Origin of the sequence: Micromonospora sp. DT43 (genome assembly GCF_049841645.1) — a bacterium.
Lineage (GTDB): Bacteria > Actinomycetota > Actinomycetes > Mycobacteriales > Micromonosporaceae > Micromonospora.
Map to the genome: position 1 here is coordinate 289,806 of NZ_JBNCKR010000007.1, position 24,422 is coordinate 314,227.

The following is a 24,422-nucleotide window of genomic DNA, read 5'->3' on the forward strand; positions in this document are numbered from 1 at the left end:
GTGCGAGGCGGTTACCCGACCGGCAGCCGGTTAACCGGCGGCCGGCGTTCAGGCGCTGTCGCGGGTCACCAGGGAGGACGGGAAGAGCGTCACCGGCGCGGCCGGGCGGCCGGCCAGCACGGCGGTGGCCGCCGCGGTGGCGATCCGGCCCACCGGGTGGCTCGCGGTGGTAAGCGCCGGAGCGGTCATGCCGGCCAGCGGGATGTCGTCGAAACCGGCCACCGCGACGTCACCGGGCACCCGCACACCGCCGTCGCGCAGCGCCGCGATGACCCCGAACGCGGTCTCGTCGCTGATCGCGTAGATTGCGTCCACATCCGGCCACCGGCGCAGCGCCTCGCCGGCCGCCACCCGGCCACGCGCCGCCGTGAAGTCGCCGTCCACGACCCGCTCGGGCAGGCCGGCCTGGCGCATCAGGTGGCGGTACGCCTGCACGGGGCGCCGCGAGCACGGCAGCCATGCCGGGCCGGTCACCATGGCGATGCGGCGGCGGCCCGTCGCGTACAGGTGGCGCAGCACCGCGCCCGCGCCGGCGGTGTTGTCGACGTCGAAGGACGGCACCTCGGCCGAGCCGATGCCGATGGAGGCGACCCGGCCGTGCAGCGACCGGGGTACGGCCTCCAGCAGGGCCTCGGTGGTGTTGACGAGCACGATGCCGCACACGCTGCTGTCGGCGGCGAGCTGCTCCAGGCCGCGTGGGTCGCCCAGCGGCAGCCAGTGCAGGGCCACTCCGACGCCGGCCGGCGCGCACACCCGGGCCGCCGAGCCGACCACCCGGTGGACGTACGGGTCGTCCAGCACCGCCGCGCTGGTCGCCGCGGCGGCCACCACCAGCCGTACGCCGCCGCCGCGAACCAGTGCCCGGGCGGCCGGGTTGGGCACGTAACCGAGCTGGTCGGCGGCTGTCACCACCCGCTCCCGGGCGGCGGGGGAGGCGAACCCCGTCCCGGCGATCACCCGCGAGGCCGTGGACCGGGACACCCCGGCGGCCCGGGCGACGTCATCCAGAGTGGCCGGCCGGTGTGCCGCTGCCGTCATCGTGACCCTCCCCCCGGCGCCCACCCGGAGCGGGCGTACGCCTGTTCGGAATCATCCCCGACCTGCGTGCCGCCGGTAAGGGGTGGTGGCCCGCTTGTGGTGGTAGCGCTCTCAGGTGTGCGATCGTGCCAGGAGATCACCCCGAGGAAGAGGACCACCCCCTGTGAGCGCCCCCACCAGCCCGGCCGTGGCCCCGGACACCACAGTGCCGGCACGCATCGTCCGGCTCGCCCGCAACGGCGTCGCCGTCACCTTCACCCTGAACGGCCTGGCCGTCGGCAGCTGGTTCTCCCGGGTGCCGGCCGTCCGCGAGGCGCTGGACCTCTCCGCCGGACGCCTCGGGCTGCTGCTGCTGGCGATGAGCGTGGGCGCGCTGCTCGCCATGCCGACCTCCGGGCTGCTCGCCCAGCGCCTCGGCTCGGCCCGCAGCGTGACGATCGCCACCGTGCTGGTCGCGGTCGGCCTGGTCGTGGCCGGTCTGGGCGCGACGGTCGCCGGGTCGACAGTCGTCGTCGGGCTGGGGCTGGTGGCCTTCGGCTACGGCTCCGGCGCGTGCGACGTGGCCATGAACGTCGAGGGCGCGACTGTGGAGCGGCGGTTGGGGCGTACCGTCATGCCCCGTTTCCACGCGGCCTGGAGTCTCGGCTCGGTGGCCGGCGCGGGCCTCGGCGCCGGGGCCGCCCGCCTGGACGTGCCGGTCGGCGCGCACCTCGCCGCCGTGGCGGTGGTGGTGCTCGTCGGCACCGTGCTCGCCTCCCGGATGTTCCTGCCCCAACCGGCCGTCGACGCGGCCGACCAGACGGCGGACACCAGCCCGGCCGGCCGCCGTCGCGCCCAGCTCGCCGCCTGGCGTGAACCGCGCACCCTGCTCATCGGGCTTTTCGTGCTGGTGGCGGCGTTCGCCGAGGGAAGCGCCAACGACTGGCTGGCTGTCGCTTTCGTCGACGGTCGGGACCTGAGCGAGGCGGCCGGAGCGGCGGTCTTCGGCGTGTTCGTCGTCGGTATGACCCTCGGGCGGACCGCGGGCACCGTCGCGCTGGACCGCTGGGGTCGGGTGCCGGTGCTCAGCGGCACCCTCCTGCTCGCCGCTGCCGGCGCCACGCTGGCCGTGCTTGCCGGCTCGGGGCCGGTGGCCATCGTCGGCGTCGCGCTGTGGGGCCTCGGCGCGTCGCTGGGCTTCCCGGTCGGCATGAGCGCGGCGGCCGACGAGGAGGCGCACGCGGCGGTGCGGGTAAGCGTGGTAGCGGTGATCGGCTACACGGCCTTCCTGGGCGGCCCGCCGCTGCTGGGCCTGCTCGGTGACCACGTCGGCACCCTGCGCGCGTTGCTGGTGGTGCCACTGCTGCTCCTGCCGACGCTGGCGCTGGTGCCGGCGCTGCGGCCGCCGCGGACCGGCGAGTCGGCTCCGGCGGCACAGTAAAACTAACCCGGATCGGGGTTCGGCGGTATCGGGTACGCGGCCGAGTGCGCCGCGTACCCGCGCTGGCTACGGTCGCCCGATGCCAACCGACGAGATCACCGCCGCCGCGGCGGGCAGCTGGACCCTGGGCGACCGCACCGTGCATCGGATGGGCTTCGGCTCGATGCGGATCACCGCCAACCCCGACCGGGACCGGGCGATAGCCGTGCTGCGCCGCGCCGTGGAGCTGGGCGTCAACCACATCGACACGGCCGCCTTCTACGTGTCACCCGGTGGCACCCTGCGGGTGGGCACCGGCCCCGTCCGCTACGCCACCGAGCTGATCCGGGCGGCGCTCGCGCCGTACCCCGAGGACCTGGTCATCGCCACCAAGGTCGGCTTCGGCTACGACCCGGTGACCGGATTCACCGAGGCGGTTACCGCGGACCAGCTCCGCGCCCAGGTCGAGGAGAACCTGCGCCGCCTCGGCCGCGACCAGTTGGACGTGGTGAACCTGCGCCTGGGCCGGGGACCCGGCCCGGTGCCGCTGGCCGAGCGGTTCGGTGCCCTCGCCGAGCTGCGCGCCGCCGGCCTGATCCGGCACCTCGGGCTGTCCGGCGCCCGGCCCGAGCACCTGGACGAGGTGGCGGGCATCGCGCCCGTGGTCTGCGTGCAGAACAACTACGGCGTGGACGCGTACCGGGAGCAGGACGCCTTCGTCCGCGCCTGCGGCGAGCGGGGCATCGCCTACGTGCCTTTCTTCGCGCTGGCCGGCACGAATCGGGAGAGGGGCGCGAGCGCCGCGCAGGGCGTGGCCGTCGAGGCGGTCGCCCGGGCCCACGGCGTCAGCCCCCAGCAGGTACGCCTGGCCTGGACGCTGCACCAGGGCCCGCACGTCCTCGCGATCCCCGGCACGGGCGACAAGGCCCACCTGGAGGAGAACATTGCGGCCGCCGCCCTGCGCCTAACCCCCGAAGACCTGACCCACCTGGCCTGAGCCCAGTCCCCGGTGATCATGAAGTTATTGTCGTCGATGTCGGCGTGTCGCGCCGCTAACTTCATGATCACCGGAGCCAGACCCGGAGGGGGCCCACGGGGAGGAACCCGGCTTGTCGGGCGGGTGGTAGGTCCGGGGCGGTCTCGTAGCCGACCAGTGTGACGCCGGGCCGGGTGGCGACGGCCCCACGCCAGATCGCGGCGGGGTCGCCGGTGTTGGCGAACAGGTTGGAGACGCCGGACGGGTCGTCGCCGCTGACCACCGCCCCGCCGACGACCGCGCCCCGCTCGTCGTGGCGGGCCAGCACGCGGACGCGTGGGTCGGCCAGCAGCGCCGGACGGAACAGCTCTCCGCCGCCGTGCGCGCTCGCCCAGGCCGCCAGACCTTCCGCGCCGGTGACCGGAGTGAGCGGCGGGTCGGTGAGCGGATCGGTGGGCGGGCGGTGGATCCACTGCGCCTCGAAGAGCACCCGGAACCCGTACGCCGAGAGGTCGAGGTCGGCGAAGCTGTCCTTCACCGACGCGCCCGCCCCGGCGTCGATCCGCGCCAGCAGTGCCGCGGGGTCGACGCCGGGACGCAGGGTGACGGCGTCGGGATACCACTGTGGGGAGCGGCGGGGCACCGACCACGCGTCGGCGTCGATCCGGCCGGTCAGCCCCTGGCTGGCGCACACGGCGGCGCACCAGTGCGCGTTGTCGTACGCCGCCGCCTCCCGCACGTCATTCGACACGTCCGGCAGCCTACGACGTCAGGAGCCGGTGAGGACGACGAGTCGCTGGGTCGCACGGGTCATCGCGACGTACCTGTCGACAGCCCCCTGGATGCCCTCGCCGAACGTCTCCGGGTTGACGAGCACGACCAGGTCGAACTCCAGCCCCTTGGACAGTTCCGGGGTCAGCGACCGGACGCGATCCGTCGTCGGTCGGTACGTGGACTCACCGATGACGCAGGCGATCCCGTCGGCGTGCTCCGCGAGCCAGCCGTCGACGATCGCGTCCAGGTCACGGACCGATCCGTGGGCCACCGGGATGCCGTTGGCGCGGATCGAGGTCGGCACGTTCGCGTCCGGGAGGACGGCTCGGATGACCGGCTCGGCCTGCGCCATGACCTCCTGCGGCGTCCGGTAGTTGATGCTCAGCGAGGTCATGGTGACCCGGTCGAGCCCGATGCGCCTCAGTCGTTCCTGCCACGACTCGGTGAACCCGTGCCGGGCCTGGGCGCGGTCCCCGACGATGGTGAAGCTGCGTGACGGGCAACGCGACAGCAGCATCTGCCACTGCGCGTCGGTCAGCTCCTGCGCCTCGTCCACGACGATGTGCGCGAACGGGCCGGCCAGCAGATCCGGGTCGGCCCGGGGCAGAACTGCCTCGTCGACGAGCGCGTCCTGCAGATCCAGTTGACGCAGGCTCGACAGCACGCCCTCACCGTCGTCGTAGGCGTGCGCCTCGATCAGCTCGTCGACCACAGTGGCCATGCGCGCGCGTTCGGCGGCGATGGTAACCCCGTGGCGGCGGGCACGCCGGGACGCCTCCGGGTCGCCGAGCCGTTGCCGTGCCGCGTCGAGCAGCGGCAGGTCGGACACCGTCCAGGCGCGGGCGTCCGCGCGCCGCAGCCGACGGATGTCGTCGGGGCCGAGCCAGGGGGCGCACCAGCGCAGGTACGCGGGCACCGACCACAGGTCCGCGACGATGTCTGTCGCGTCGAGCAGCGGCCAGGCGCGGTGGAACGCCGTACGCAGGTCGCGGTTGCGCAGCAGCGACAGGCGTACCAGGTCGTCCGACTCGTCGCCGTCGTACTTCCCGAGCAGGATCGCCACCAGCTCCGCCCAGATCTCGTCCCGCGCCTCGTTGTGCGGGGTGCCGGGTCCGGGCGCCTCGAACGCCTGAGCCCAGTCGTCCGCGCTCAGCCGCAGTTCGGTGTCGCCGGCCGTGACCGTCATCGCCGTGGTCGGCGGCTCCTCGTAGAACCGCACGGCCGCCTCGATCGCCCGCACCAAATCGGCGGAGGACTTCAGGCGGACCACCTCCGGGTCGGTCTCGACTGTCGCCGCGGCACCCTCGGGGACGAGGTCGCGCAGCGTGCAGGTCTGCACGTCCTCCTCACCGAGGCTGGGCAGGACGTCGGCGACGTACGCCAGGTAGGGCTGGTGCGGCCCGACGAACAGCACCCCGCCGCGGCGCTGGCCAAGGCGCGGGTCGGAGTAGAGCAGGTACGCGGTGCGGTGCAGGGCCACGACGGTCTTGCCGGTGCCCGGCCCGCCGTCGACGACGAGGGCGCCCCGAGATCCGGCCCGGATGATGGCGTCCTGGTCGGCCTGGATGGTGCCGAGCACGTCGCGCATCCGGGCCGACCGGTTGCCGCCGAGGCTGGCGATGAACGCGGACTGGTCGTCGAGCGCCGCGTACCCCTCGAACCCGTCCGGGGTGAACACCTCGTCCCAGTAGTCGCGGATCCGGCCGAGGGTCCAGCGGTACCGGCGGCGGCTGGCCAGGCCCATCGGGTTGGCGTGGGTAGCCCCGAAGAACGGCTCGGCGGCCGGGGACCGCCAGTCGAGCAGCAGCCGACGACCGCCCCCGTCGGTGAGGCCGAAGCGCCCGATGTAGACGGGCTCCGGGTCGTCGGCGCCGACGATGCGTCCGAGGCACAGGTCCAGGCCGAAGCGACGCAGGGCCCGCAGGCGACCGGTCAGCCGACGGACCTCCTCGTCGCGGGCGACCGCCTGGCGGCCCTTGCCGGCGGGTGCCCGGCGCTCGGCGTCGAGACGGTCGGACAGGTCCGCGATCGACTGCTCCAGGCTCGCCGCGATGGCGGCGAAGTGCTGCTCGTCACGGGCGATCAGCGCCGGATCGGCCTTGGCGGCGAGATTGTCGGGAAGGTCGAACACGGCGTCCGCCGCCGACGAGTTGTGCATGTACTGGCTCCCGTTTCCGCAGGTCCTGGCCTTGGACGGGCAATTCTGCGGTACATCTGGGGCCTTGCCGCAAGGCCCCCCATGCGGTATATGTTGGATATGGCGGGAGGTGTGTCACCCCTTCCGACCCGCTGACGACTCCCGAGTGCGCCGCGTTTCCCTGCGGCCCGGTGTCCCTGCGGCCCGGCGAGTCAGATTTCTCCCACCCGGCGTGCAGCCCATTGCCAGGAATCGGTGCTGAACTGGAGAGGCGTCCGAGGAGAGGGGCTGGGCATGAGCTGGTTCAACAGGCGGTCACGGGGCGCCGAGGCGACCCCGACGAAGCTGGACCGCGAGGCCACCCGGGACGACCTCGCCGCGCTGGAGGCGTTCGTCGCCAGCCGGCGGGGAGTGGAGTTCTACCTGGAACCGGAGACCACCGCGACCGACACCACGGTGGTGGCGATCGCCCACGACGGCGAATGGATCCGCCGCCGCACCGGCACACCCCGAGCGGCTGGCACCATCGCCCGCAAGCACGCGGTGCCGCTGTACGAGGCGGCCCGCACCGGCTACCCGGAACGGATGCGGGTGTGGAACCGCGCCCACCCGGAGCGCCACGCCCGCTGATCGCCAGAGCGGCGACGCCCGCTGGCCGTTGGAGCGGCGACGCCCGCTGGCCGTTGGAGCGGCGACGCCCGCTGGCCGTTGGAGCGGCGACGCCCGCTGGCCCCGATCAGCCGTCACGCCCGCTGATCGGGGTGCCGCCCAGAGTCGGTTGTTCTGCGCGGAGGCGAGCGCCGCTCGGCCCCTCGCGGGTGGTGGTCGATGCCTTTGGAGCTGATGCGGTTGACGACATCGCCGTGGAAGCGAAACCGACCGACTGGCGCGCCTCAGGAAAGCCCGGGTGCGGTGGACGGGTCGGGTGCGGTGGACGGGTCGGGTGCGGTGGACGGGGCTGGCTCGGTGGACGGGGCTGGCTCGGTGGACGGGGCTGGCTCGGTGGCCGGGTCAGGAAGCGGGTGGGTTCGCGGCGGTCGGCGGGAGCTGGGAAGCGGGAGGCAGGGCGATCGGGGCTCGCGGCACCGAACGGGGTCAGGGAGCGGGAGTCAGAGCGATATCGCCCACGACATCAGCTCCAAAGGGCCTACGGACCCTCACCCTCCGCCGCTGGCGGGAGCGCCCTGCCACCGGCGGCCCTGCCACCGGCGGCCACGCGACGTCGGCATCCGCAGGGTCGGCGAGTGGCGACGCGTGCGCCTGCCGCAGACGTGCGCTCATGGCGTGAGACGGCGTGAGACGGCGTGAGGCGGCGTGAGACTCGTGGCGTGAGACTCGTCGCGCTGCTGCTCCGGAGCAGGTGAGCGCGACCGGCGAGGCCGGGACCTGCGTTGACCGGTGACGGATGGGTGTGGCAGCATTCGCGGCCTGACGGCAGTGAAGGAAGTCGGTGTGAATCCGACGCGGTCCCGCCACTGTCACCGGGGAGCGATCCCCCCTCGCGAGTCACGGCCGTGTGTCTGCGGTTGGAAGGCCGGGGGAGAGCGTCGATCCGGAAGCCAGGATACTTCGGCCGTCGGGACGTACCCCAGGGCGTGGACACCCGAGGAGGACCCGATGACGCTTGGCGTCTCCATCATCGACGGCGCGTGCCGTCCCCCGCACCGCGGCCGTGTCGTCGCCGCGATCGGCATCGACTCCGTTCACTGCTGAGTTCCGGACCGCGCCGCCCGTCGTCCCCGGCCGTACGCCGGTGAGCGGGCCGGCTCGCGGCCTCCGCTGAACCCTGCGCCCATCCGTCGCCAGGCCGCTCCCGCGAGCGTGCCGACGTTACCGTCCGGAGCCTGCCGTGCGCGTTCTGCTGCTCTCCACCGCCGACACCGACCTGCTGGCCGCCCGTGCCAGTGACGCCGACTACCGGCTCGCCAACCCGGCCCGGGTGGCTGCCGACGAGGTGCCGGCCCTGCTCGACGGGGTCGACCTCGCCGTCGTACGCCTGCTCGGGGGTCGGCAGGCGTGGCCGGACGGCCTCGACGCGGTGTTCGCCACCGGCGTGCCGACTGTCGTGCTCGGCGGCGAGGCGGTGCCCGATGCGGAGCTGATGGCCATCTCCACGGTGCCGTCCGGGGTGGTAACCCAGGCGCTGGCGTACCTGGTGGAGGGTGGGCCGGACAACCTCGGGCACCTGGCCCGGTTCCTCGGCGACACGGTGCTGCTCACCGGCGAGGGATTCGCCCCGCCCGCGCCCACCCCGGCGTACGGGGTGCACGGCGAGCACCCGGCCGACCCGGACCGGCCCACCGTGGGGATCGTCTTCTACCGGGCGCACGCCCTCGCCGGCAACACCGCGTTCGTCGATGTGCTGGCCGACGCCGTGCGGGAGGCCGGGGGCAACCCGCTGCCGATCTTCTGCGGCTCGCTGCGCGGCCTGACCACCGGCGCCGGACCGCTCGGGCTGTTCGCCCGCTGTGACGCGCTGCTGGTCACCGTGCTCGCGGCCGGCGGCGCGGTCGCCGCCGACGCCTCCGGAGGCGGCGACGAGGACGCCTGGGACGTCGGCGCGCTCGCCGCCCTGGACGTGCCAGTCATCCAGGCGCTCTGCCTGACCAGCACCCGCGAACAGTGGGCTGGCAGCGACGCCGGGCTGTCCCCGTTGGACGCGGCCATGCAGGTGGCCATCCCCGAGTTCGACGGCCGGATCGTCACCGTGCCGTTCTCGTTCAAGCGGATCGACGCCGACGGCCTCTCGGTGTACGCCGCCGACGCCGAGCGGGCCGCCCGGGTCGCCGGGATCGCGGTGCGCCACGCCCGACTGCGGTACGTGCCCAACGCCGACAAGCGGATCGCCGTCGTCCTCAGCTCGTACCCCACCAAGCACTCCCGGGTCGGCAACGCCGTCGGGCTGGACACCCCGGTCTCCGCGGTCCGGCTGTTCGCCGCGCTCGCCGAGGCGGGTTACGACCTGGGTGACGCGCCGCCACCCGAGGACGGCGACGCGCTGATCCACGCGCTGATCGCCGCCGGTGGTCACGACGTGGAGTGGCTCACCCCGGAGCAGTTGGCCGCCGCCGAGGCCCGGATACCGGGGCGGACGTACCGGCGCTGGTTCGACCAGGTCCCGGCCGAGCTGCGCGAGCGGATGCGCGAACACTGGGGTGAGCCGCCCGGCGAGCTGTACACCGAGGGCGGCGACATCGTGCTCGCCGGGCTGCGCTTCGGCAACGTGGCGCTGCTGATCCAGCCGCCCCGCGGCTTCGGGGAGAACCCGATCGCCATCTACCACGACCCGGACCTGCCGCCGAGTCACCACTACCTGGCCGCGTACCGCTGGCTTGCCGCGCCGGTCGCGGACGGTGGCTTCGGCGCCGACGCCGTGGTGCACCTGGGCAAGCACGGCACCCTGGAGTGGCTGCCGGGCAAGGGGCTCGGCCTGGCCGCCGACTGCGCGCCCGACGCGGTCCTCGCCGACCTGCCGCTGGTCTACCCGTTCATCGTCAACGACCCGGGCGAGGGCACCCAGGCCAAGCGCCGCGCCCACGCCGTGGTCATCGATCACCTGGTGCCGCCGATGGCCCGTGCCGAGACGTACGGCGACCTGGCCAAACTGGAGCAACTGCTCGACGAGTACGCCACCGTGCAGGCCCTCGACCCGGCCAAGGTGCCCACCGTGCGGGCGCAGATCTGGGACCTCGTCCGCGCCGCCGAGCTGCACCACGACCTGCACGCCGAGGCGATGCCCGACGCCGACGACTTCGACGACTTCGTGCTGCACCTCGACGGGTACCTGTGCGAGGTCAAGGACGTGCAGATCCGCGACGGGCTGCACATCCTCGCCGACGCGCCGACCGGTGAGCCCCGGGTCAACCTGGTGCTCGCCGTGCTGCGTGCCCCGCAGATCTGGGGCGGCAAGCACGCCCTGCCCGGCCTGCGGCAGGCCCTCGCCGCCGCGTACTCCCTCGACGAGCAGGAGCTGCTCGCGTCGCCCGGGCAGCGGATCGCCCTGCCGGTCGCGCTGACCGACGCCGTGGACGGGCCGGCCGGCACCGCCGCCGACGCTGTCGACCTGATCGAGGCCCTCGCGCGACGGCTGGTCACCGGAATGGAGACCCTGGACTGGGACGCCGGCGTCGTCGACGCGGTGGTCGGCGAGGTGACCGGGCAGCCGATCCCGGACGCCGCTGCCGTGCTGCGCTTCGCGGCCACCGAGCTGGTGCCTCGGCTGGCGCGCACCACCGACGAGCTGACCAACACCCTCGGCGCGCTCGACGGCCGGTTCGTGCCGCCCGGCCCGTCCGGCTCACCCACCCGGGGCCTGGTAAACGTGCTGCCCACCGGCCGCAACTTCTACTCCGTCGACCCGAAGGCCATCCCGAGCCGCAACGCGTGGGACGTCGGGGTGGCCCTCGCGGACTCGCTGCTGGCCCGGCACCTCGCCGACACCGGGGCGTACCCCCGCTCGGTGGGGTTGACCGTGTGGGGCACCAGCGCCATGCGGACCCAGGGCGACGACATCGCCGAGGTGCTCGCGCTGCTCGGCTGCCGCCCGGTGTGGGACGAACGGTCCCGGCGGGTCACCGGCGTCGAGGTGGTGCCGACCGCCGAGTTGGGCCGCCCGCGCGTCGACGTGACAGTGCGCATCTCCGGCTTCTTCCGTGACGCGTTCCCGCACGTCGTGGCGCTGCTCGACGACGCCGTGCGGCGGGTCGCCGCGCTGGACGAGCCGGACGAGGAGAACTACCTGCGGGCGCACGTCGCCGCCGACGTCGCCGAGCACGGCGACGAGCGGCGGGCCACCGCGCGGATCTTCGGCTCCAAGCCCGGGGCGTACGGCGCGGGCCTGCTGCCGCTTATCGACGCCCGGACCTGGCGCAGCGACGCCGACCTGGCCGAGGTGTACGCGGTGTGGGGCGGCTACGCGTACGGCCGGGGCCTGGACGGGCGGGAGGCGCGTGCCGACATGGAACGCTCCTTCGCCCGCATCGCCGTGGCGGTGAAGAACCAGGACACCCGCGAGCACGACATCGTCGACTCCGACGACTACTTCCAGTACCACGGCGGGATGGTGGCGATGGTCCGCCACCTCACCGGCACGTCACCGCAGGCGTACGTGGGTGACTCGGCCATGCCGCACGACGTGCGCACCCGCACGCTGGGTGAGGAGACCCGGCGGGTGTTCCGGGCCCGGGTGGTCAACCCGAAGTGGATCGCCGCGATGCGCCGGCACGGCTACAAGGGCGCGTTCGAGTTGGCGGCGACGGTGGACTACCTGTTCGGCTACGACGCCACCGCAGGCGTGGTCGACGACTGGATGTACGAGCACCTGGCCGCCGCGTACCTGTTCGACGACACGACCCGGGAGTTCCTGGAGCAGTCCAACCCGTGGGCGTTGCGCGGCATCACCGAGCGGCTGTTGGAGGCCGCCGATCGGGGGCTGTGGGCCAAACCCGAGCCGGCCACCCTGGACCGGCTGCGCGACACGTACCTGGCCAGCGAGGGTGACCTGGAGGACCGGGCATGAGCACTTACCCGTTCAGTGCGGTGCTCGGCATGGCCGACATGCGGTTGGCGCTGCTGCTCAACGCGGTGTCCCCGGCGATCGGCGGAGTGCTGGTCCGGGGCGAGAAGGGCACCGCCAAGTCCACCGCCGTGCGGGCGCTCGCCGCGCTGCTGCCCCCGGTCCGCCGGGTTGCCGGCTGCCGCTTCGGCTGTGATCCGGCCGAGCCGGACCCGGGCTGCCCGGACGGCCCTCATCCGGTCGACGCCGCCGCCGAGACCCGCCCGGCCCGACTCGTGGAGCTGCCGGTCGGCGCCGCCGAGGACCGGGTCGTCGGCTCGCTCGACCTGGAGAAGGCCCTCGGCGAGGGTGTACGCGCCTTCGAGCCGGGCCTGCTCGCCGCCGCCCACCGGGGGGTGCTCTACGTCGACGAGGTCAACCTGCTGCACGACCACCTCGTCGACCTGCTGCTCGACGCGGCGGCGATGGGCCGCAGCCACGTCGAGCGCGAGGGCGTCTCGGTCAGCCACGCGGCCCGGTTCCTGCTGGTCGGCACGATGAACCCGGAGGAGGGGGAGCTGCGCCCGCAGTTGCTCGACCGGTTCGGGCTCACCGTGGAGGTGGGCGCCAGCCGGGACCCGGAGGTGCGGGTCGAGGTGGTCCGCCGCCGGCTCGCCGCCGACGCGGACCCGGTCGGCTTCGCCGCCCGCTGGGCCGACGCCGACGCGGAGATCGCCGCCCAGGTGGCCGCCGCCCGCGACCGGCTTCCCGGGGTACGCCTGCCGGACGCCGCCCTGCGCCAGATCGCCGAGGTGTGCGCGGCGTTCGACGTGGACGGCATGCGCGCCGACATCGTCACCGCCCGGACCGCCCTCGCCCATGCCGCCTGGCACGGGCGGGACCGGGTCACCATCGACGACGTCCGGGTCGCCGCGCGCCTCGCCCTGCCGCACCGCCGACGCCGCGACCCGTTCGACACTCCGGGCCTGGACTCCAAGCGCCTCGACGAGGCGTTGCAGCGCGCCCAGGACGCGCACCCCGACGACCCGGACGACGACGGCCCCCGGGACCGTGGCCCGGACGACGGGGGCCCGCAGGGCGGTGGCCCGGCCGGCGGTGGCGGCCCGAACGGTGGAGGCCCGAGTGGTGGAGGCCCGAGTGGTGGCGGCCCGAGTGGCGGCGGCCCGAACGGTGGCGGCGGCCCCCAGGGCGACGGCAGCGGCGACGGGGCCGAGCAGGGTGCACCCGGGTCGGCCGGACACTCGGCGGCGCGCGACGGCAGTGGCCCCGACGGTCGCACCGACGGCCCTGACGGTGCCGACGGGTGGCCGCAGCGCCAGCCGGGCGACCGGGGCGACGACGACGGGTGGCCGCAGCGCCGGGCCGACGACGATGGCTGGTCGCGGCGCCAGGCGGGCGACCGGGGCGACGACGGTCAGAACTCGCGACCGCGCGGGGGCCGGGAATCGGCGACCGGTGACGACGACCCGACCCGCGGCGGGGAGTCCCAACCGGCGGCCGTACCCGGGGGTGGGTTGCGGGCCCGGCTGCTCACCGCGCCCGGCGTCGGTGACGGCGTGCCCGGCCGGCGTTCGCGGGCCCGCACCGGTCGGGGGCGCACCACAGGCGCCCGGGTGCCGGCCGGGCGGGTCGCCGCGTTGCACCTGCCGGCCACGATCCGCGCCGCCGCGCCGCACCAGGCGTTGCGGGGACGGCTGGACGGCTCCCTGCGACTGCGCCCGGACGACGTGCGGGAGGCCGTCCGCGAGGGACGCGAGGGCAACCTCGTGCTGTTCGTGGTGGACGCCAGCGGCTCGATGGGCGCCCGACAGCGGATGACAGCCGTCAAGGACGCGGTCCTCGCCCTGCTCACCGACGCCTACCAGCGGCGGGACAAGGTCGCGGTGATCGCCTTCCGGGGAGCCGGCGCGCGGACGCTGCTGCCGGCGACCTCATCGGTGCTGGCCGCCTCGACCCGGCTGGCCGAGCTGCCGACCGGTGGCCGTACGCCGCTGGCCGAGGGCCTGCTCGCCGCCGCGGACCTGCTGCGGGTGGAGCGCCTGCGCGACCCGAAGCGGCGTCCCCTGGTCCTCGTCGTCACCGACGGCCGGGCAACCGCCGGCACCCGCCCACTGGACCGGGCGGCGGCAGCCGCGAAGGTCCTGGCCGCCACGGGCGCCCCGTGCGTGGTCGTCGACTGCGAATCAGGCCCCGTCCGCCTGCACCTGGCCGCCCGCCTGGCAACTCAACTGCAAGCCCCCCGCCACGAACTGAACGACGTGGCCCAGGCCTCGAACGGCCGCGCCACCTCGCCCGACAGGAGCGCCGCCTGATGCCGCAGGGACAGCCGACTCACGTGCCCGCCGACGGGTTGACGACCCGGCAGCGGCGGCACCGACCACTGCTGATCGTCCACACCGGACAGATGAAGGGGAAGTCGACGGCGGCCTTCGGGCTGGCGCTGCGGGCCTGGACCGCCGGCCTGCCGATCGGGGTGTTCCAGTTCGTCAAGAGCGCCAAGTGGCGGGTCGGCGAGGAGAACGCCTTCCGGGCGCTCGGCGAGGTCCACGAGCGTACCGGCCAGGGCGCGCCGGTGGCCTGGCACAAGATGGGCGAGGGCTGGTCCTGGATCCAGCGCGGCGGCGAGGCCGACCACGCCGCCGACGCCCTGGAGGGCTGGCGGCAGATCCAACGCGACCTGGCCGCCGAGCGGTACGGGCTGTACGTGCTGGACGAGTTCACCTACCCGATGAAGTGGGGCTGGGTGGACGTCGACGAGGTCGTCGCCACCCTTGCCGACCGGCCCGGCTTCCAGCACGTCGTCATCACCGGCCGGGACGCCGACCCGCGTCTCGTCGCCGCCGCCGACCTGGTGGCCGAGCTGACCAAGGTCAAGCACCCGATGGACGCCGGCCAGAAGGGCCAGAAGGGCATCGAGTGGTGAGCGCTCCCTGGGCGCTGCCCCGGGTGGTGGTCGCCGCGCCGGCCAGCGGCCACGGCAAGACGACTGTCGCCACCGGGCTGCTCGCCGCGCTGCGCCGCCGCGGTCTGACGGTCAGCCCGCACAAGGTCGGCCCGGACTACATCGACCCCGGCTACCACGCCCTCGCCGCCGGACGGCCCGGCCGCAACCTCGACCCGTTCCTGGTCGGGCCCGAGCGGATCGCCGCCCTGCTGCGCCACGGCGCGAGCGTCCCGACGCCCGCCGACATCGCCGTCGTGGAAGGGGTGATGGGCCTGCACGACGGCGCGGTGGGTCGCCGCGACTTCGCGTCCACCGCGCACGTCGCCCGGCTGATCGACGCGCCGGTGGTGCTGGTGCTGGACACCACCGCGCAGGGCCGCTCGGCCGCCGCGCTGACGCTGGGCATGGCCGCCTTCGACCCCGCGGTACGCATCGGTGGGGTGATCCTCAATCGGGTCGGCTCGCCCCGGCACGAGTCGCTGCTGCGCGACGCCCTCGCCGAGGTGGGCGTACCGGTGCTCGGGGCGGTCACCCGCGCCGCCGAGGTCGCCGCGCCGGCCCGGCACCTCGGGCTGGTGCCGGTAGCCGAGCGGGCACCCGAATCCGTCGCCATCGTCACCGCCCTCGCCGAACTCGTCGAGGCCACCGTGGACCTCGACGCCGTGCTCGACCTGGCCCGCACGGCCCCGCCGCTGACCACCCCGGCGTGGGACCCGGTCGTCGCCGTCGGCGGGCCGGCCGGCGAAGAACGCCCAGTTGTCGCGCTCGCCGGTGGTCCGGCGTTCACCTTCTCGTACGCGGAGACCGCCGAACTGCTCACCGCCGCCGGCGCGGACGTCGTCACAGTGGACCCGCTGCGCGACCCGACGCTGCCCGCCGGCACGCGCGCGGTCGTGATCGGCGGCGGCTTCCCCGAGGCGTACGCGGAGGCGCTGGCCGGCAACGGCACGCTCCGGAGCGAGTTGGCCGACTTCGACGGGCCGGTGGTCGCCGAGTGCGCCGGGCTGCTCTACCTCGGGCGGACCCTGGACGGCGTACCGATGTGCGGTCGGCTGGACCTGACCGCCCGGATGACGGGCCGGCTCACCCTCGGCTACCGCGAGGCCCTGGCCGTCACCGACAGCCCGGTGGCAGGCGCCGGCGAGCCGGTACGCGGCCACGAGTTCCACCGCACCACCACCGACCCCGGGCACGGCGAGCGGCCGGCCTGGCGCTGGAACGGCACGGACCACGGCTTCGTCACCGGCCGCGTGCACGCCTCCTACCTGCACACCCACTGGGCGGGCCACCCCGCCGCCGCCCGCCGACTGGTCGAGGCGTGCCGATGACCGCCGACGCGAGGCCGACCGCCGACGCCACGCTTACCGGCGTCGGTGTCGGGCCGGGCGACCCGGAACTGCTCACCGTCAAGGCCGTGCGGATCCTGCGCGAGGCCGACGTCATCTTCGTACCCGTGATGGCGGACCGGGCCGAGCCGACCGCGACGGCCGGTGCGAACTCGCCGGGCGCGGAGGCCGGGCGGGCCGAGGCGACAGTCCGGGAGTACGTGCCGGCGGACCGGCTGCGCCGCCTGCCGTTCGCCCTCGACGACAGGGGCGGGGTGACCGCCCGCCGGGCGGCGGCCTGGGACGACGCCGCCCGGACGGTGGTCGACGCGATCGACGTGGGCGCCCGGTCCCTGGCGTTCGCCACAATCGGCGACCCCAACGTCTACTCCACCTTCGGCTACCTGGCGCAGAGCGTCCGCGCGCTACGCCCCGCCGTGCGGGTGGCGACCGTGCCCGGCGTGACCGCCATGCAGGAGCTGGCCGCCCGCAGCGGCACCCCGCTCTGCGAGGGACGCGAACCGCTGACCCTGCTGCCGGCCACCGCCGGTCTGGCGCTGTTCGCCGACGCCCTCGCCGGGCCGGGCACCGTCGTCGCCTACAAGGGCTGGCGGCGGCACCCGGAGCTGCTCGCCGAACTGCGCCGGCAGGGCCGCCTCGCCGACGCGGTGCTCGGACGCAGCCTCGGGCTGCCCGGTGAACGGATCGGACCGGTCGACAACACCGACCACGACCTGCCGTACCTGTCGACGTTGCTGGTTCCGGCCCGCCGCGAGCATCGAGGAGGAAAGCTGTGACACGCAACGGCAAGGTGTGGTTCGTCGGGGCCGGCCCGGGTGCGGCGGACCTGCTGACCCTGCGGGCCGCCCGGGTCATCGCCGCGGCGGACATCGTGATCTGGGCGGCCAGCCTGGTGCACGCCGACGTCCTCGACCACGCCCGCCCCGACGCGGAGATCGTCGACTCGTCCCAGCTGCCCATCGAGGGCGTGCTGCCGCTGTACGAGCGCGCCGCCGCGCGGGGGCTCACCGTGGCCCGCATCCACTCCGGCGACCCGGCGCTCTGGGGCGCCGTGCAGGAGCAACTGGACCTGTGCCGGACGCTCGACCTGGCCGTGGAGATCGTGCCCGGCGTGTCGTCGTTCACCGCCGTCGCGGCCCTCGTCGGGCGGGAGCTGACAGTTCCCGAGGTTGCCCAGTCGGTGATCCTCACCCGCCTCGAAGGCGGCAAGACTCCGATGCCGCCCGGCGAGCGGGTCCGCGACTTCGCCCGACACGGCACCACCATGGCGCTGTTCCTCTCCGCCGCCCGCTCCGGGCAGGTGCAGGCCGAGCTGCTGGCCGGCGGCTACCCGGAGGACACCCCGGCCGTGGTGGCGTACCAGGCGACCTGGCCCGACGAACTGGTGGTGCGCTGCACGGTCGGCACCCTGGAGGCCACCGTCAAGCAGCACAGACTGTGGAAGCACACCCTGTTCCTGGTCGGGCCGGCCCTCGCCGCGGAGGGCACCCGCTCGCACCTGTACCACCCCGGGCACTTCCACACCTTCCGTCGCGCCGAGCCGGCCGCCCGCGCCGAGCTGCGCCGCCAGACCGGCGGCCGCGCCGGAGGAACAGGCACACAGTGACGTACGCCGAGCCGCCGCTGCGCGAGCCGGACCTGCCGCGTACGGCGAAGGTCCGGCCCACAGCGCTGCGAACCGGCTGGACCACCGGGGCGTGCGCGACGGCGGCGGCGAAGGCGGCGGTCACCGCCCTGGTCACCGGCGAGATCCAGCCGGACGTGGAGATAGGCCTGCCCGCCGGTCGGCGGGTGCGCTTCGGAGTGGAACGCTGCGAGGTGACAGGCACGCCACCGGTGCGCGCCGAGGCGGTGGTCGTCAAGGACGCCGGTGACGACCCGGACGTCACCCATGGCGCCGAGCTGACCGCCACAGTGGACTGGACCGACGTCCCCGGTCTGCGGCTGGCCGGCGGTCCCGGCGTCGGCACCGTCACCAAACCGGGCCTCGGGCTCGCGGTCGGTGGTCCGGCCATCAACGACACACCACGCCGCATGATCGGGGAGGCGGTGGCCGAGGTCGTCGACCTCACCGAGGTCGGTGTCCGCGTGGTCATCAGTGTGCCCCGGGGCGAGATCATGGCCCGCAAGACCACCAACCGGCGGCTCGGCATCCTCGGCGGCATCTCGATCCTCGGGACCACGGGGATCGTCCGGCCCTTCTCCACCGCCTCCTGGCGGGCCAGCGTCGTGCAGGCCGTGCACGTGATGGCCGCCCAGGGCGAGCGGACCGTGGTGTTGTGCACCGGCGGGCGTACCGAGCGGGCTGCCCGCGCGCTGCTGCCCGACCTGCCCGAGGTCTGCTTCGTCGAGGTCGGGGACTTCACCGGCGCCGCCGTGACCGCCGCCGTGGGCGACGCGATGACCGGGGTGGTCTTCGTCGGCATGGCCGGCAAGCTCGCCAAACTCGCCGCCGGGATCCTGATGACCCACTACACCCGATCCAAGGTGGACCTGTCCCTGCTCGGCGCGGTGACGGCCGACGCCGGTGGCGACCCATCGCTCGTCGCCGCCGTGACCGAGGCGAACACCGGTCGGCACGCGTACGAGCTGTGGGAGGCCGCCGGGCTGCTCGGCCCGGCCGGGGACCTGCTCTGCCAGCGGGTCGGCCAGGTGCTGCGGCGCTTCGCCGGGCCGACTGTCACAGTGGACGTGGCGATGGTCGACTTCGCCGGAGCGCACGTGGTCGCCTCGTCGGGCCGGTGGCCCCGATGAGCCGGACAACCCCGGACCCGCTCGTGACAGTGGTCGGGCTGGACGCCGCGGGCGCCCCGCCGCATCCCGCTCTCGCACCCGCGCTGGCCGGGGCCGGGCTTGTCGTCGGGGCCGCCCGGCACCTGGCCGCCGTTGCCGTGCCGCCCGGTGCGGACACCGTCGTCCTCGGGCCGCTCGCCCCGGCCGTCGGACGGCTGAGCGCCGCCGTCGACGCCGGGGTGCCGGCCGTCGTGCTGGCCAGCGGCGATCCGGGCCTGTTCGGCATCGTCCGGCGGCTGCGTGCCGCCGGGCTGCCCCTGCGGGTGGTGCCCGCGGTGTCCAGCGTGGCCGCCGCGTTCGCCCGTGCCGGGCTGCCCTGGGACGGCGCGGCCGTGGTCACCGCGCACGGCCGCGACCCGCGCCCGGCCCTGAACGCGTGCCGGGCGCTGCCGCTGGTCGCGGTGCTCACCGCGCCGGGCGTCGGCGCCGCCGAGCTGGGCGCCGGGCTGGTCGGCTGGTCCCGCCGCCTGCTGGTCGCCGAGCATCTGGGCACCGACGCCGAACGCATCCGTGCGGTGACCCCCGAGCAGGCCGCCACCGAAACCTGGTCCGACCCGCACGTCCTGCTCAGCCTCGCCGACACCGACACCGATGCCGGTCCCGCGCCCGGTTATGCCGCGCCCGGTCGGGTCGCGTCCGGCGGGATGCGCTCCGACAACCAGCCGGCCGCCGCGCCGGCGGGCGGCTGGGCGCTGCCGGAGGGCCGGTACTCCCACCGCGACTCCATGATCACCAAGTCGGAGGTGCGTGCCCTCGTCGTCGCGAGGCTGAGGCCCCGCCTGGGCCGGCTGGTCTGGGACGTCGGCGCGGGCAGTGGCTCGGTCGGCATCGAGTGCGCGCTGCTCGGCGCGGCAGTGCTCGCCGTCGAGCAGGACGCGGCCAGTGCCGCGACGATCCGGGCCAACGCCGGGACGCACGACGTCACCGTCCGGGTCGTCGTCGGGCGGGCCCCGGCGGCGCTGGCCGGGCTGCCCGAACCGGACGCGGTCTTCGTCGGCGGTGGCGGCGTCGACGTCCTTCCCGCCGTGGTGGCCCGCCGACCCGAGCGGGTGGTGCTCACCCTGGCCGCGCTGGACCGTGTCGCGCCGGCCGTGGGCCTGCTGCGCGCCGCCGGCTACGCAGTCGAGGGCAGCCAGCTCTCCGCCGCCCGCCTCGCCGACCTGCCCGGCGGGTCGATCCGCCTCGCGGCCACCAACCCGGTGGTCGTCCTCACCGGGGAGCGCCAGTGACCGACCAGAACCCGCACACCCGGATCGGCCTGGTGGCGGCCACCGCCGCCGGCCGCCGGCACGCCGACACCCTTACCGCCGCCTGGCCGCACGCCCGGCTGGTCGAGGGGGACAGCGTCGCCGACGCGCTGCGGAACGCCTGGGCACGGTACGACGCCGTTGTGGCGTTCCTGGCCGCTGGCGCGGTGGTGCGTATCGTCGCGCCGCTGCTCGGTGACAAGCGCACCGACCCGGCCGTCGTGGTCGTCGACGAGGCGGCCCGACACGCCGTGGCGCTGCTCGGCGGTCACGCCGGCGGTGGCAACGACCTCGCCGAGGCCGTCGGCGCCCTGCTGGACGCACGACCGGTGATCACCACCGCCACCGACGCGGTCGACCTGCCGGGCCTGGACACCCTCGGCTGGCCCGTGCAGGGCGCGGTCGCCGCCGTGTCCCGGGCCATCCTGGACGGCGAACCTGTCGAGCTGATCGCCGACGCCGCCTGGCCGCTGCCCGCCCTGCCGCCGAACGTGCGCGCCGCCGCTCACGACGGGTCCGCCGTCTCCGCCGGCAGCGCCTCCGCCGGCAGCGCCTCCGCCGGCAGCGCCTCCGCCGGCAGCGCCTCCGCCGGCAGCGCCTCCGCCGGCAGGGAGGCCGCCGACAACGCCGCCGCCGGATACCGGCTGCTTGTCACCGATCGAGTGGTGTCGCTCGACGAGCGGACCGCCGTGCTGCGGCCCCCGTCGCTGGTCGCCGGCGTCGGCGCGAGTCGGGGCGTACCGGCCGCCGAGGTGAGCGAGCTGCTGCACCGGGTGCTTGCCGAGGCCGGCCTCGACCCGGCGAGCCTGCGCTGCCTGGCCAGCGCCGACGTCAAGGCCGACGAGGTGGGCATCCGCAGCACCGCCGACACGCTCGGCGTACCCCTGGTGACCTGGCCGGCGACGCGCCTGGCGGCTGTCGACGTGCCGCATCCCAGCGAGGTGGTCCGCGCGGCGGTCGGCACGCCGAGCGTCGCGGAGGCCGCGGCGCTGCTCGGCCCGGACGGCCGGGCCGACGACGCGACGCTGCTGGTTCCGAAGACTGCGACGGCGATGGCGACTGTGGCGGTGGCCCGGCACGCGCCGCGCGGCCGGCTGGCAGTCGTCGGCCTCGGGCCGGGCGCCACCGACCTGCGGACCCCGCGCGCGGTGGCGGAGCTGCGTCGGGCGGCGGTGGTGGTCGGCCTCGACCAGTACCTCGACCAGGTGCGTGACGTGCTGCGGCCGGGCACCCGGGTGCTGTCCAGCGGGCTGGGCGCCGAGGAGGCCCGGGCCCGCGCGGCCGTCGCGGAGGCCGCCGCCGGCCGGGCGGTCGCGCTTGTCGGGTCCGGCGACGCCGGGGTGTACGCGATGGCGAGCCCCGCCCTGGAGTACGCCGACGAGCGCATCGACGTGGTCGGTGTGCCCGGGGTGACAGCCGCGCTCGCCGCCGGGGCGCTGCTCGGCGCGCCGCTCGGCCACGACCACGCCTACGTGAGCCTGTCCGACCTGCACACCCCGTGGGAGGTCATCGAACGGCGGGTGACCGCCGCCGCCGAGGGTGACTTCGTGACGCTGTTCTACAACCCGCGCAGCCGGGCGCGTGACTGGCAGCTCGGCAAGGCGCTCGGCATCCTCGCCGGGCACCGGCCCCCGGACACCCCGGTCGGCGTGGTGCGTAACGCCAGCCGGCCCGGCGAACGGGTGCACCTGGCGACTCTCGCCACCCTGGACCCGGCGGTCGTCGACATGTACAGCGTCGTGGTCGTCGGCAGCAGCGACACCCGGCTTGTCGCCGGCCGGATGGTCACACCCAGGGGGTACCGGTGGCGCTCGTGACCATCGACGCCTGCCAGGGCTGCGGAGCCTGCCTGCGTACCTGCCCCACGCACGCGATCCGGCCGGTCCCCGGCGGATTGACGGTACGCGCCGACCGGTGCACCGGCTGCCTGGAGTGCCTGGAGATCTGCCCGGTCGACGCGATCCGCGTGCTCGACCCTCAGGAAGGAGCCCGATGAGCAGGGTGGTGCACCCGATCGAGGTGGAGTCGTACCGCATCCTGCGCGCGCGGGTCGACCTGTCGCACCTGCCGCCGCTGACCCGGGCGGTGACCGAGCGGGTGGTGCACGCCAGCGCCGACCTCGCGTACGTCGACGACCTGGTCTGCGACGAGGCGGCGCTGGAGTCGGGGCTGGCGGCGTTGCGCGCCGGGGCGCCGGTGGTCACCGACGTGGCGATGGTCGCCGCCGGCATCACCCGGGCCGGCCTGGAGGTGGTCTGTCCGGTCGCCGAACCGGCCGCCGCCGAGCTGGGCCGCGCGGCCGGCATCACCCGCTCGGCGGCCGCCGTGCGGATCGCGCTGGACCGGGTCGGCCCCGGCGCGGTGTGGGTGGTCGGTTGCGCGCCGACCGCGCTCGTCGAACTACTCACCCTGGACGCCGCGCCGGCGCTTGTGGTCGGCCTGCCGGTCGGCTTCGTGGGGGCCGCCGAGTCGAAGGCGGCGCTGCGGGCCAGCGGCCTGCCCGGGGTGTCAAACGTGGGCGAGAAGGGTGGCTCGGCGGTCGCCGCCGCCGCCCTCAACGCCCTGCTCTACACCGAGGAGAAGTCATGACCGCTCTGGTCATCGTCGGGCACGGCACGCGCAGCGCGGCCGGGGTCGACCAGTTCGCCGCGCTCGTCGAGCGGGTCCGCCGTCGCGGTGACATCGGCGACGTCGAGGGCGGCTTCATCGAGCTGTCCCGTCCACCGCTCACCGACGCCGTCAGCGCACTCGTCGCGCGCGGGCACCGGGCACTTGTGGCGTTGCCGCTGGTGCTCACGGCCGCCGGGCACGGCAAGGGCGACATCCCCGCCGCCATGGGCCGGGAGCAGCAACGCCACCCCGGGCTGACCTACCGCTACGGTCGTCCGCTCGGCCCACACCCGCTGCTGCACGAGGCCCTCGCGGAGCGCATCGACGCCGCGCTGGCCGACCCTTCGCCGGCCGACGCTCTTCCCGCTGGCGTCGACCGGGCCGGCACGTGGGTCGCGTTGATCGGGCGGGGGTCGACCGACCCGGACGCCAACGCCGAGGTGGCCAAGGTCGCCCGACTGCTCTGGGAGGGACGCGGCTACGCGGGCGTCGAGCCGGGGTTCATCTCGCTGGCGTCTCCGTCGGTGCCGGAGGTGCTGGACCGGTTGCGTCGCCTCGGCGCGCGGCGGATCGTCGTCGCGCCGTACTTCCTGTTCGCCGGGGTGCTGCCGGACCGGATCGTCGCCCAGTCGGCGGAGTTCGCCGCCGCCCACCCCGACCTGGACGTCCGGGTCGCCGAGGTGATCGGCGACTGCGACGCCCTCGCCGACCTGGTGCTCGAACGCCACGCCGAGGCGCTGGGCGGGGACATCCGGATGAACTGCGACACCTGCGCGTACCGGGTGCTGATGCCCGGCTTCGCCGACAAGGTGGGCCGCCCGCAACGCCCGCACGATCACCCCGACGACCCGGTCGGCCACCACCATCACCACGGGCACGACCACCACGACCATGGCCACGACCACGGTTCGGTCGCCGTGGTCGGCGGCGGGCCCGGGCCCGAAGACCTGATCACGGTACGCGGAAAGGCCCTGCTCGACGCCGCCGACGTGGTGGTGGTCGACCGGTTGGCTCCGCAGGGGCTGCTCGCCGGACTGCGCCCCGACGTGCTGGTCGTCGACGCCGCCAAGGTGCCCCGTGGCCCGTCGATGGCCCAGGACGCGATAAACGAGGCCCTCGTGTCGCACGCCCAGGCCGGCCGGCGGGTGGTCCGGCTCAAGGGCGGCGACCCGTACGTCTTCGGACGCGGCCACGAGGAGGTGCAGGCCTGCGTGGCGGCAGGCGTGCCGGTGACAGTGGTCCCCGGGGTGAGCAGCGCCCTCGCCGCGCCGGCCCTCGCCGGCGTGCCTGTCACGCACCGGGGCGTGGCGCACGACGTCACAGTGGTCTCCGGGCACCTGCCGCCCGGGCACCCCGACTCGCTCGTCGACTGGGCGGCGCTGGCCCGCGCCCGGGGCACTGTCGTGCTGCTGATGGCCGTCGACACCATCGCCAAGATCGCGGCCGTGCTGGTCGAGCACGGTCGCGCCCCGGAGACTCCGGTGCTGGCGGTGCAGGACGCCGGGTTGCCCGGTCAGCGGTCGGTGCCGGCCCGGCTGGACGAGATCGGCGCGGTCGCCGCCCGGGAGGGCGTCGGCCCGCCCGCCGTCTTCGTGCTCGGCCCGGTGGTCGCCCTTCACACCACCGGGCCGAGCACCTGACGA

The 24,422-nt window shown here is 75.1% G+C and carries 18 protein-coding genes and 1 riboswitch; of the genes, 15 read left to right on the forward strand and 3 right to left on the reverse strand.

Features of this window, described 5'->3' with window-relative positions:
• Positions 1-48 precede the first annotated feature (48 nt).
• Positions 49-1,038 (reverse strand): LacI family DNA-binding transcriptional regulator, encoded by a 990-nt coding sequence (locus ACLQ26_RS19470; protein ID WP_425745754.1) that lies wholly within the window; start codon positions 1,036-1,038, stop codon positions 49-51.
• 163 nt (positions 1,039-1,201) lie between these two features.
• Here ACLQ26_RS19470 and ACLQ26_RS19475 point away from each other — a divergent pair, with 163 nt between their 5' ends.
• Both ACLQ26_RS19475 and ACLQ26_RS19480 read left to right on the forward strand, forming a co-directional pair.
• A complete protein-coding gene (locus tag ACLQ26_RS19475; protein WP_425745755.1) occupies positions 1,202-2,458 on the forward strand; it encodes an MFS transporter in 1,257 nt (418 codons plus the stop codon).
• Between the two features lie 79 nt (positions 2,459-2,537).
• Entirely contained in the window at positions 2,538-3,434 is an 897-nt protein-coding gene (locus ACLQ26_RS19480) for an aldo/keto reductase (RefSeq protein ID WP_425745756.1), read from the forward strand.
• A 67-nt stretch (positions 3,435-3,501) separates the two neighbouring features.
• On the opposite strand, the gene ACLQ26_RS19485 is transcribed toward ACLQ26_RS19480, so the two are convergent.
• Both ACLQ26_RS19485 and helR read right to left on the reverse strand, forming a co-directional pair.
• Positions 3,502-4,164, reverse strand: a complete 663-nt coding sequence (locus ACLQ26_RS19485; RefSeq protein ID WP_425745757.1) for a hypothetical protein — start codon at positions 4,162-4,164, stop codon at positions 3,502-3,504.
• 18 nt (positions 4,165-4,182) lie between these two features.
• On the reverse strand, positions 4,183-6,345 hold the full coding sequence (gene helR, locus ACLQ26_RS19490) for an RNA polymerase recycling motor ATPase HelR (protein WP_425745758.1): 2,163 nt from the start codon (positions 6,343-6,345) through the stop codon (positions 4,183-4,185).
• 273 nt (positions 6,346-6,618) lie between these two features.
• Here helR and ACLQ26_RS19495 point away from each other — a divergent pair, with 273 nt between their 5' ends.
• The 13 genes from ACLQ26_RS19495 (at position 6,619) to cobA (ending at position 24,419) form a co-directional block, all read left to right on the forward strand.
• On the forward strand, positions 6,619-6,954 hold the full coding sequence (locus ACLQ26_RS19495; protein WP_425745759.1) for a hypothetical protein: 336 nt from the start codon (positions 6,619-6,621) through the stop codon (positions 6,952-6,954).
• A gap of 785 nt (positions 6,955-7,739) precedes the next feature.
• A riboswitch (cobalamin riboswitch) is annotated at positions 7,740-7,916 on the forward strand.
• A gap of 257 nt (positions 7,917-8,173) precedes the next feature.
• A complete protein-coding gene (gene cobN, locus ACLQ26_RS19500; protein WP_425745760.1) occupies positions 8,174-11,842 on the forward strand; it encodes a cobaltochelatase subunit CobN in 3,669 nt (1,222 codons plus the stop codon).
• Complete coding sequence (locus ACLQ26_RS19505; protein ID WP_425745761.1) at positions 11,839-14,151, forward strand: VWA domain-containing protein; 2,313 nt, start codon at positions 11,839-11,841, stop codon at positions 14,149-14,151. The genes cobN and ACLQ26_RS19505 overlap by 4 nt, the downstream gene beginning before the upstream one ends.
• Positions 14,151-14,762: a cob(I)yrinic acid a,c-diamide adenosyltransferase gene (cobO, locus tag ACLQ26_RS19510; RefSeq protein WP_393292019.1), complete on the forward strand. Its 612-nt coding sequence runs from the start codon at positions 14,151-14,153 to the stop codon at positions 14,760-14,762. The genes ACLQ26_RS19505 and cobO overlap by 1 nt, the downstream gene beginning before the upstream one ends.
• Positions 14,756-16,111 (forward strand): cobyrinate a,c-diamide synthase, encoded by a 1,356-nt coding sequence (locus ACLQ26_RS19515; protein WP_425745762.1) that lies wholly within the window; start codon positions 14,756-14,758, stop codon positions 16,109-16,111. The genes cobO and ACLQ26_RS19515 overlap by 7 nt, the downstream gene beginning before the upstream one ends.
• Positions 16,108-16,905, forward strand: a complete 798-nt coding sequence (gene cobI, locus ACLQ26_RS19520; RefSeq protein WP_425745763.1) for a precorrin-2 C(20)-methyltransferase — start codon at positions 16,108-16,110, stop codon at positions 16,903-16,905. Before ACLQ26_RS19515 ends, cobI begins: the two co-directional genes overlap by 4 nt.
• Positions 16,902-17,735, forward strand: coding sequence for a precorrin-4 C(11)-methyltransferase (gene cobM / locus ACLQ26_RS19525; RefSeq protein ID WP_425745764.1), 834 nt, complete (start codon positions 16,902-16,904; stop codon positions 17,733-17,735). The genes cobI and cobM overlap by 4 nt, the downstream gene beginning before the upstream one ends.
• On the forward strand, positions 17,732-18,883 hold the full coding sequence (locus ACLQ26_RS19530; protein ID WP_425745765.1) for a cobalt-precorrin-5B (C(1))-methyltransferase: 1,152 nt from the start codon (positions 17,732-17,734) through the stop codon (positions 18,881-18,883). Before cobM ends, ACLQ26_RS19530 begins: the two co-directional genes overlap by 4 nt.
• Positions 18,880-20,151 (forward strand): precorrin-6y C5,15-methyltransferase (decarboxylating) subunit CbiE, encoded by a 1,272-nt coding sequence (cbiE, locus tag ACLQ26_RS19535; RefSeq protein WP_425745766.1) that lies wholly within the window; start codon positions 18,880-18,882, stop codon positions 20,149-20,151. Before ACLQ26_RS19530 ends, cbiE begins: the two co-directional genes overlap by 4 nt.
• Positions 20,148-21,986 (forward strand): precorrin-3B C(17)-methyltransferase, encoded by a 1,839-nt coding sequence (cobJ, locus tag ACLQ26_RS19540; RefSeq protein ID WP_425745767.1) that lies wholly within the window; start codon positions 20,148-20,150, stop codon positions 21,984-21,986. The genes cbiE and cobJ overlap by 4 nt, the downstream gene beginning before the upstream one ends.
• Entirely contained in the window at positions 21,974-22,165 is a 192-nt protein-coding gene (locus tag ACLQ26_RS19545) for a DUF362 domain-containing protein (RefSeq protein WP_425745768.1), read from the forward strand. The genes cobJ and ACLQ26_RS19545 overlap by 13 nt, the downstream gene beginning before the upstream one ends.
• Positions 22,162-22,758: a precorrin-8X methylmutase gene (locus tag ACLQ26_RS19550; RefSeq protein WP_425745769.1), complete on the forward strand. Its 597-nt coding sequence runs from the start codon at positions 22,162-22,164 to the stop codon at positions 22,756-22,758. Before ACLQ26_RS19545 ends, ACLQ26_RS19550 begins: the two co-directional genes overlap by 4 nt.
• Positions 22,755-24,419: a uroporphyrinogen-III C-methyltransferase gene (gene cobA, locus ACLQ26_RS19555; RefSeq protein ID WP_425745770.1), complete on the forward strand. Its 1,665-nt coding sequence runs from the start codon at positions 22,755-22,757 to the stop codon at positions 24,417-24,419. Before ACLQ26_RS19550 ends, cobA begins: the two co-directional genes overlap by 4 nt.
• The last annotated feature ends 3 nt before the right edge of the window (positions 24,420-24,422 follow it).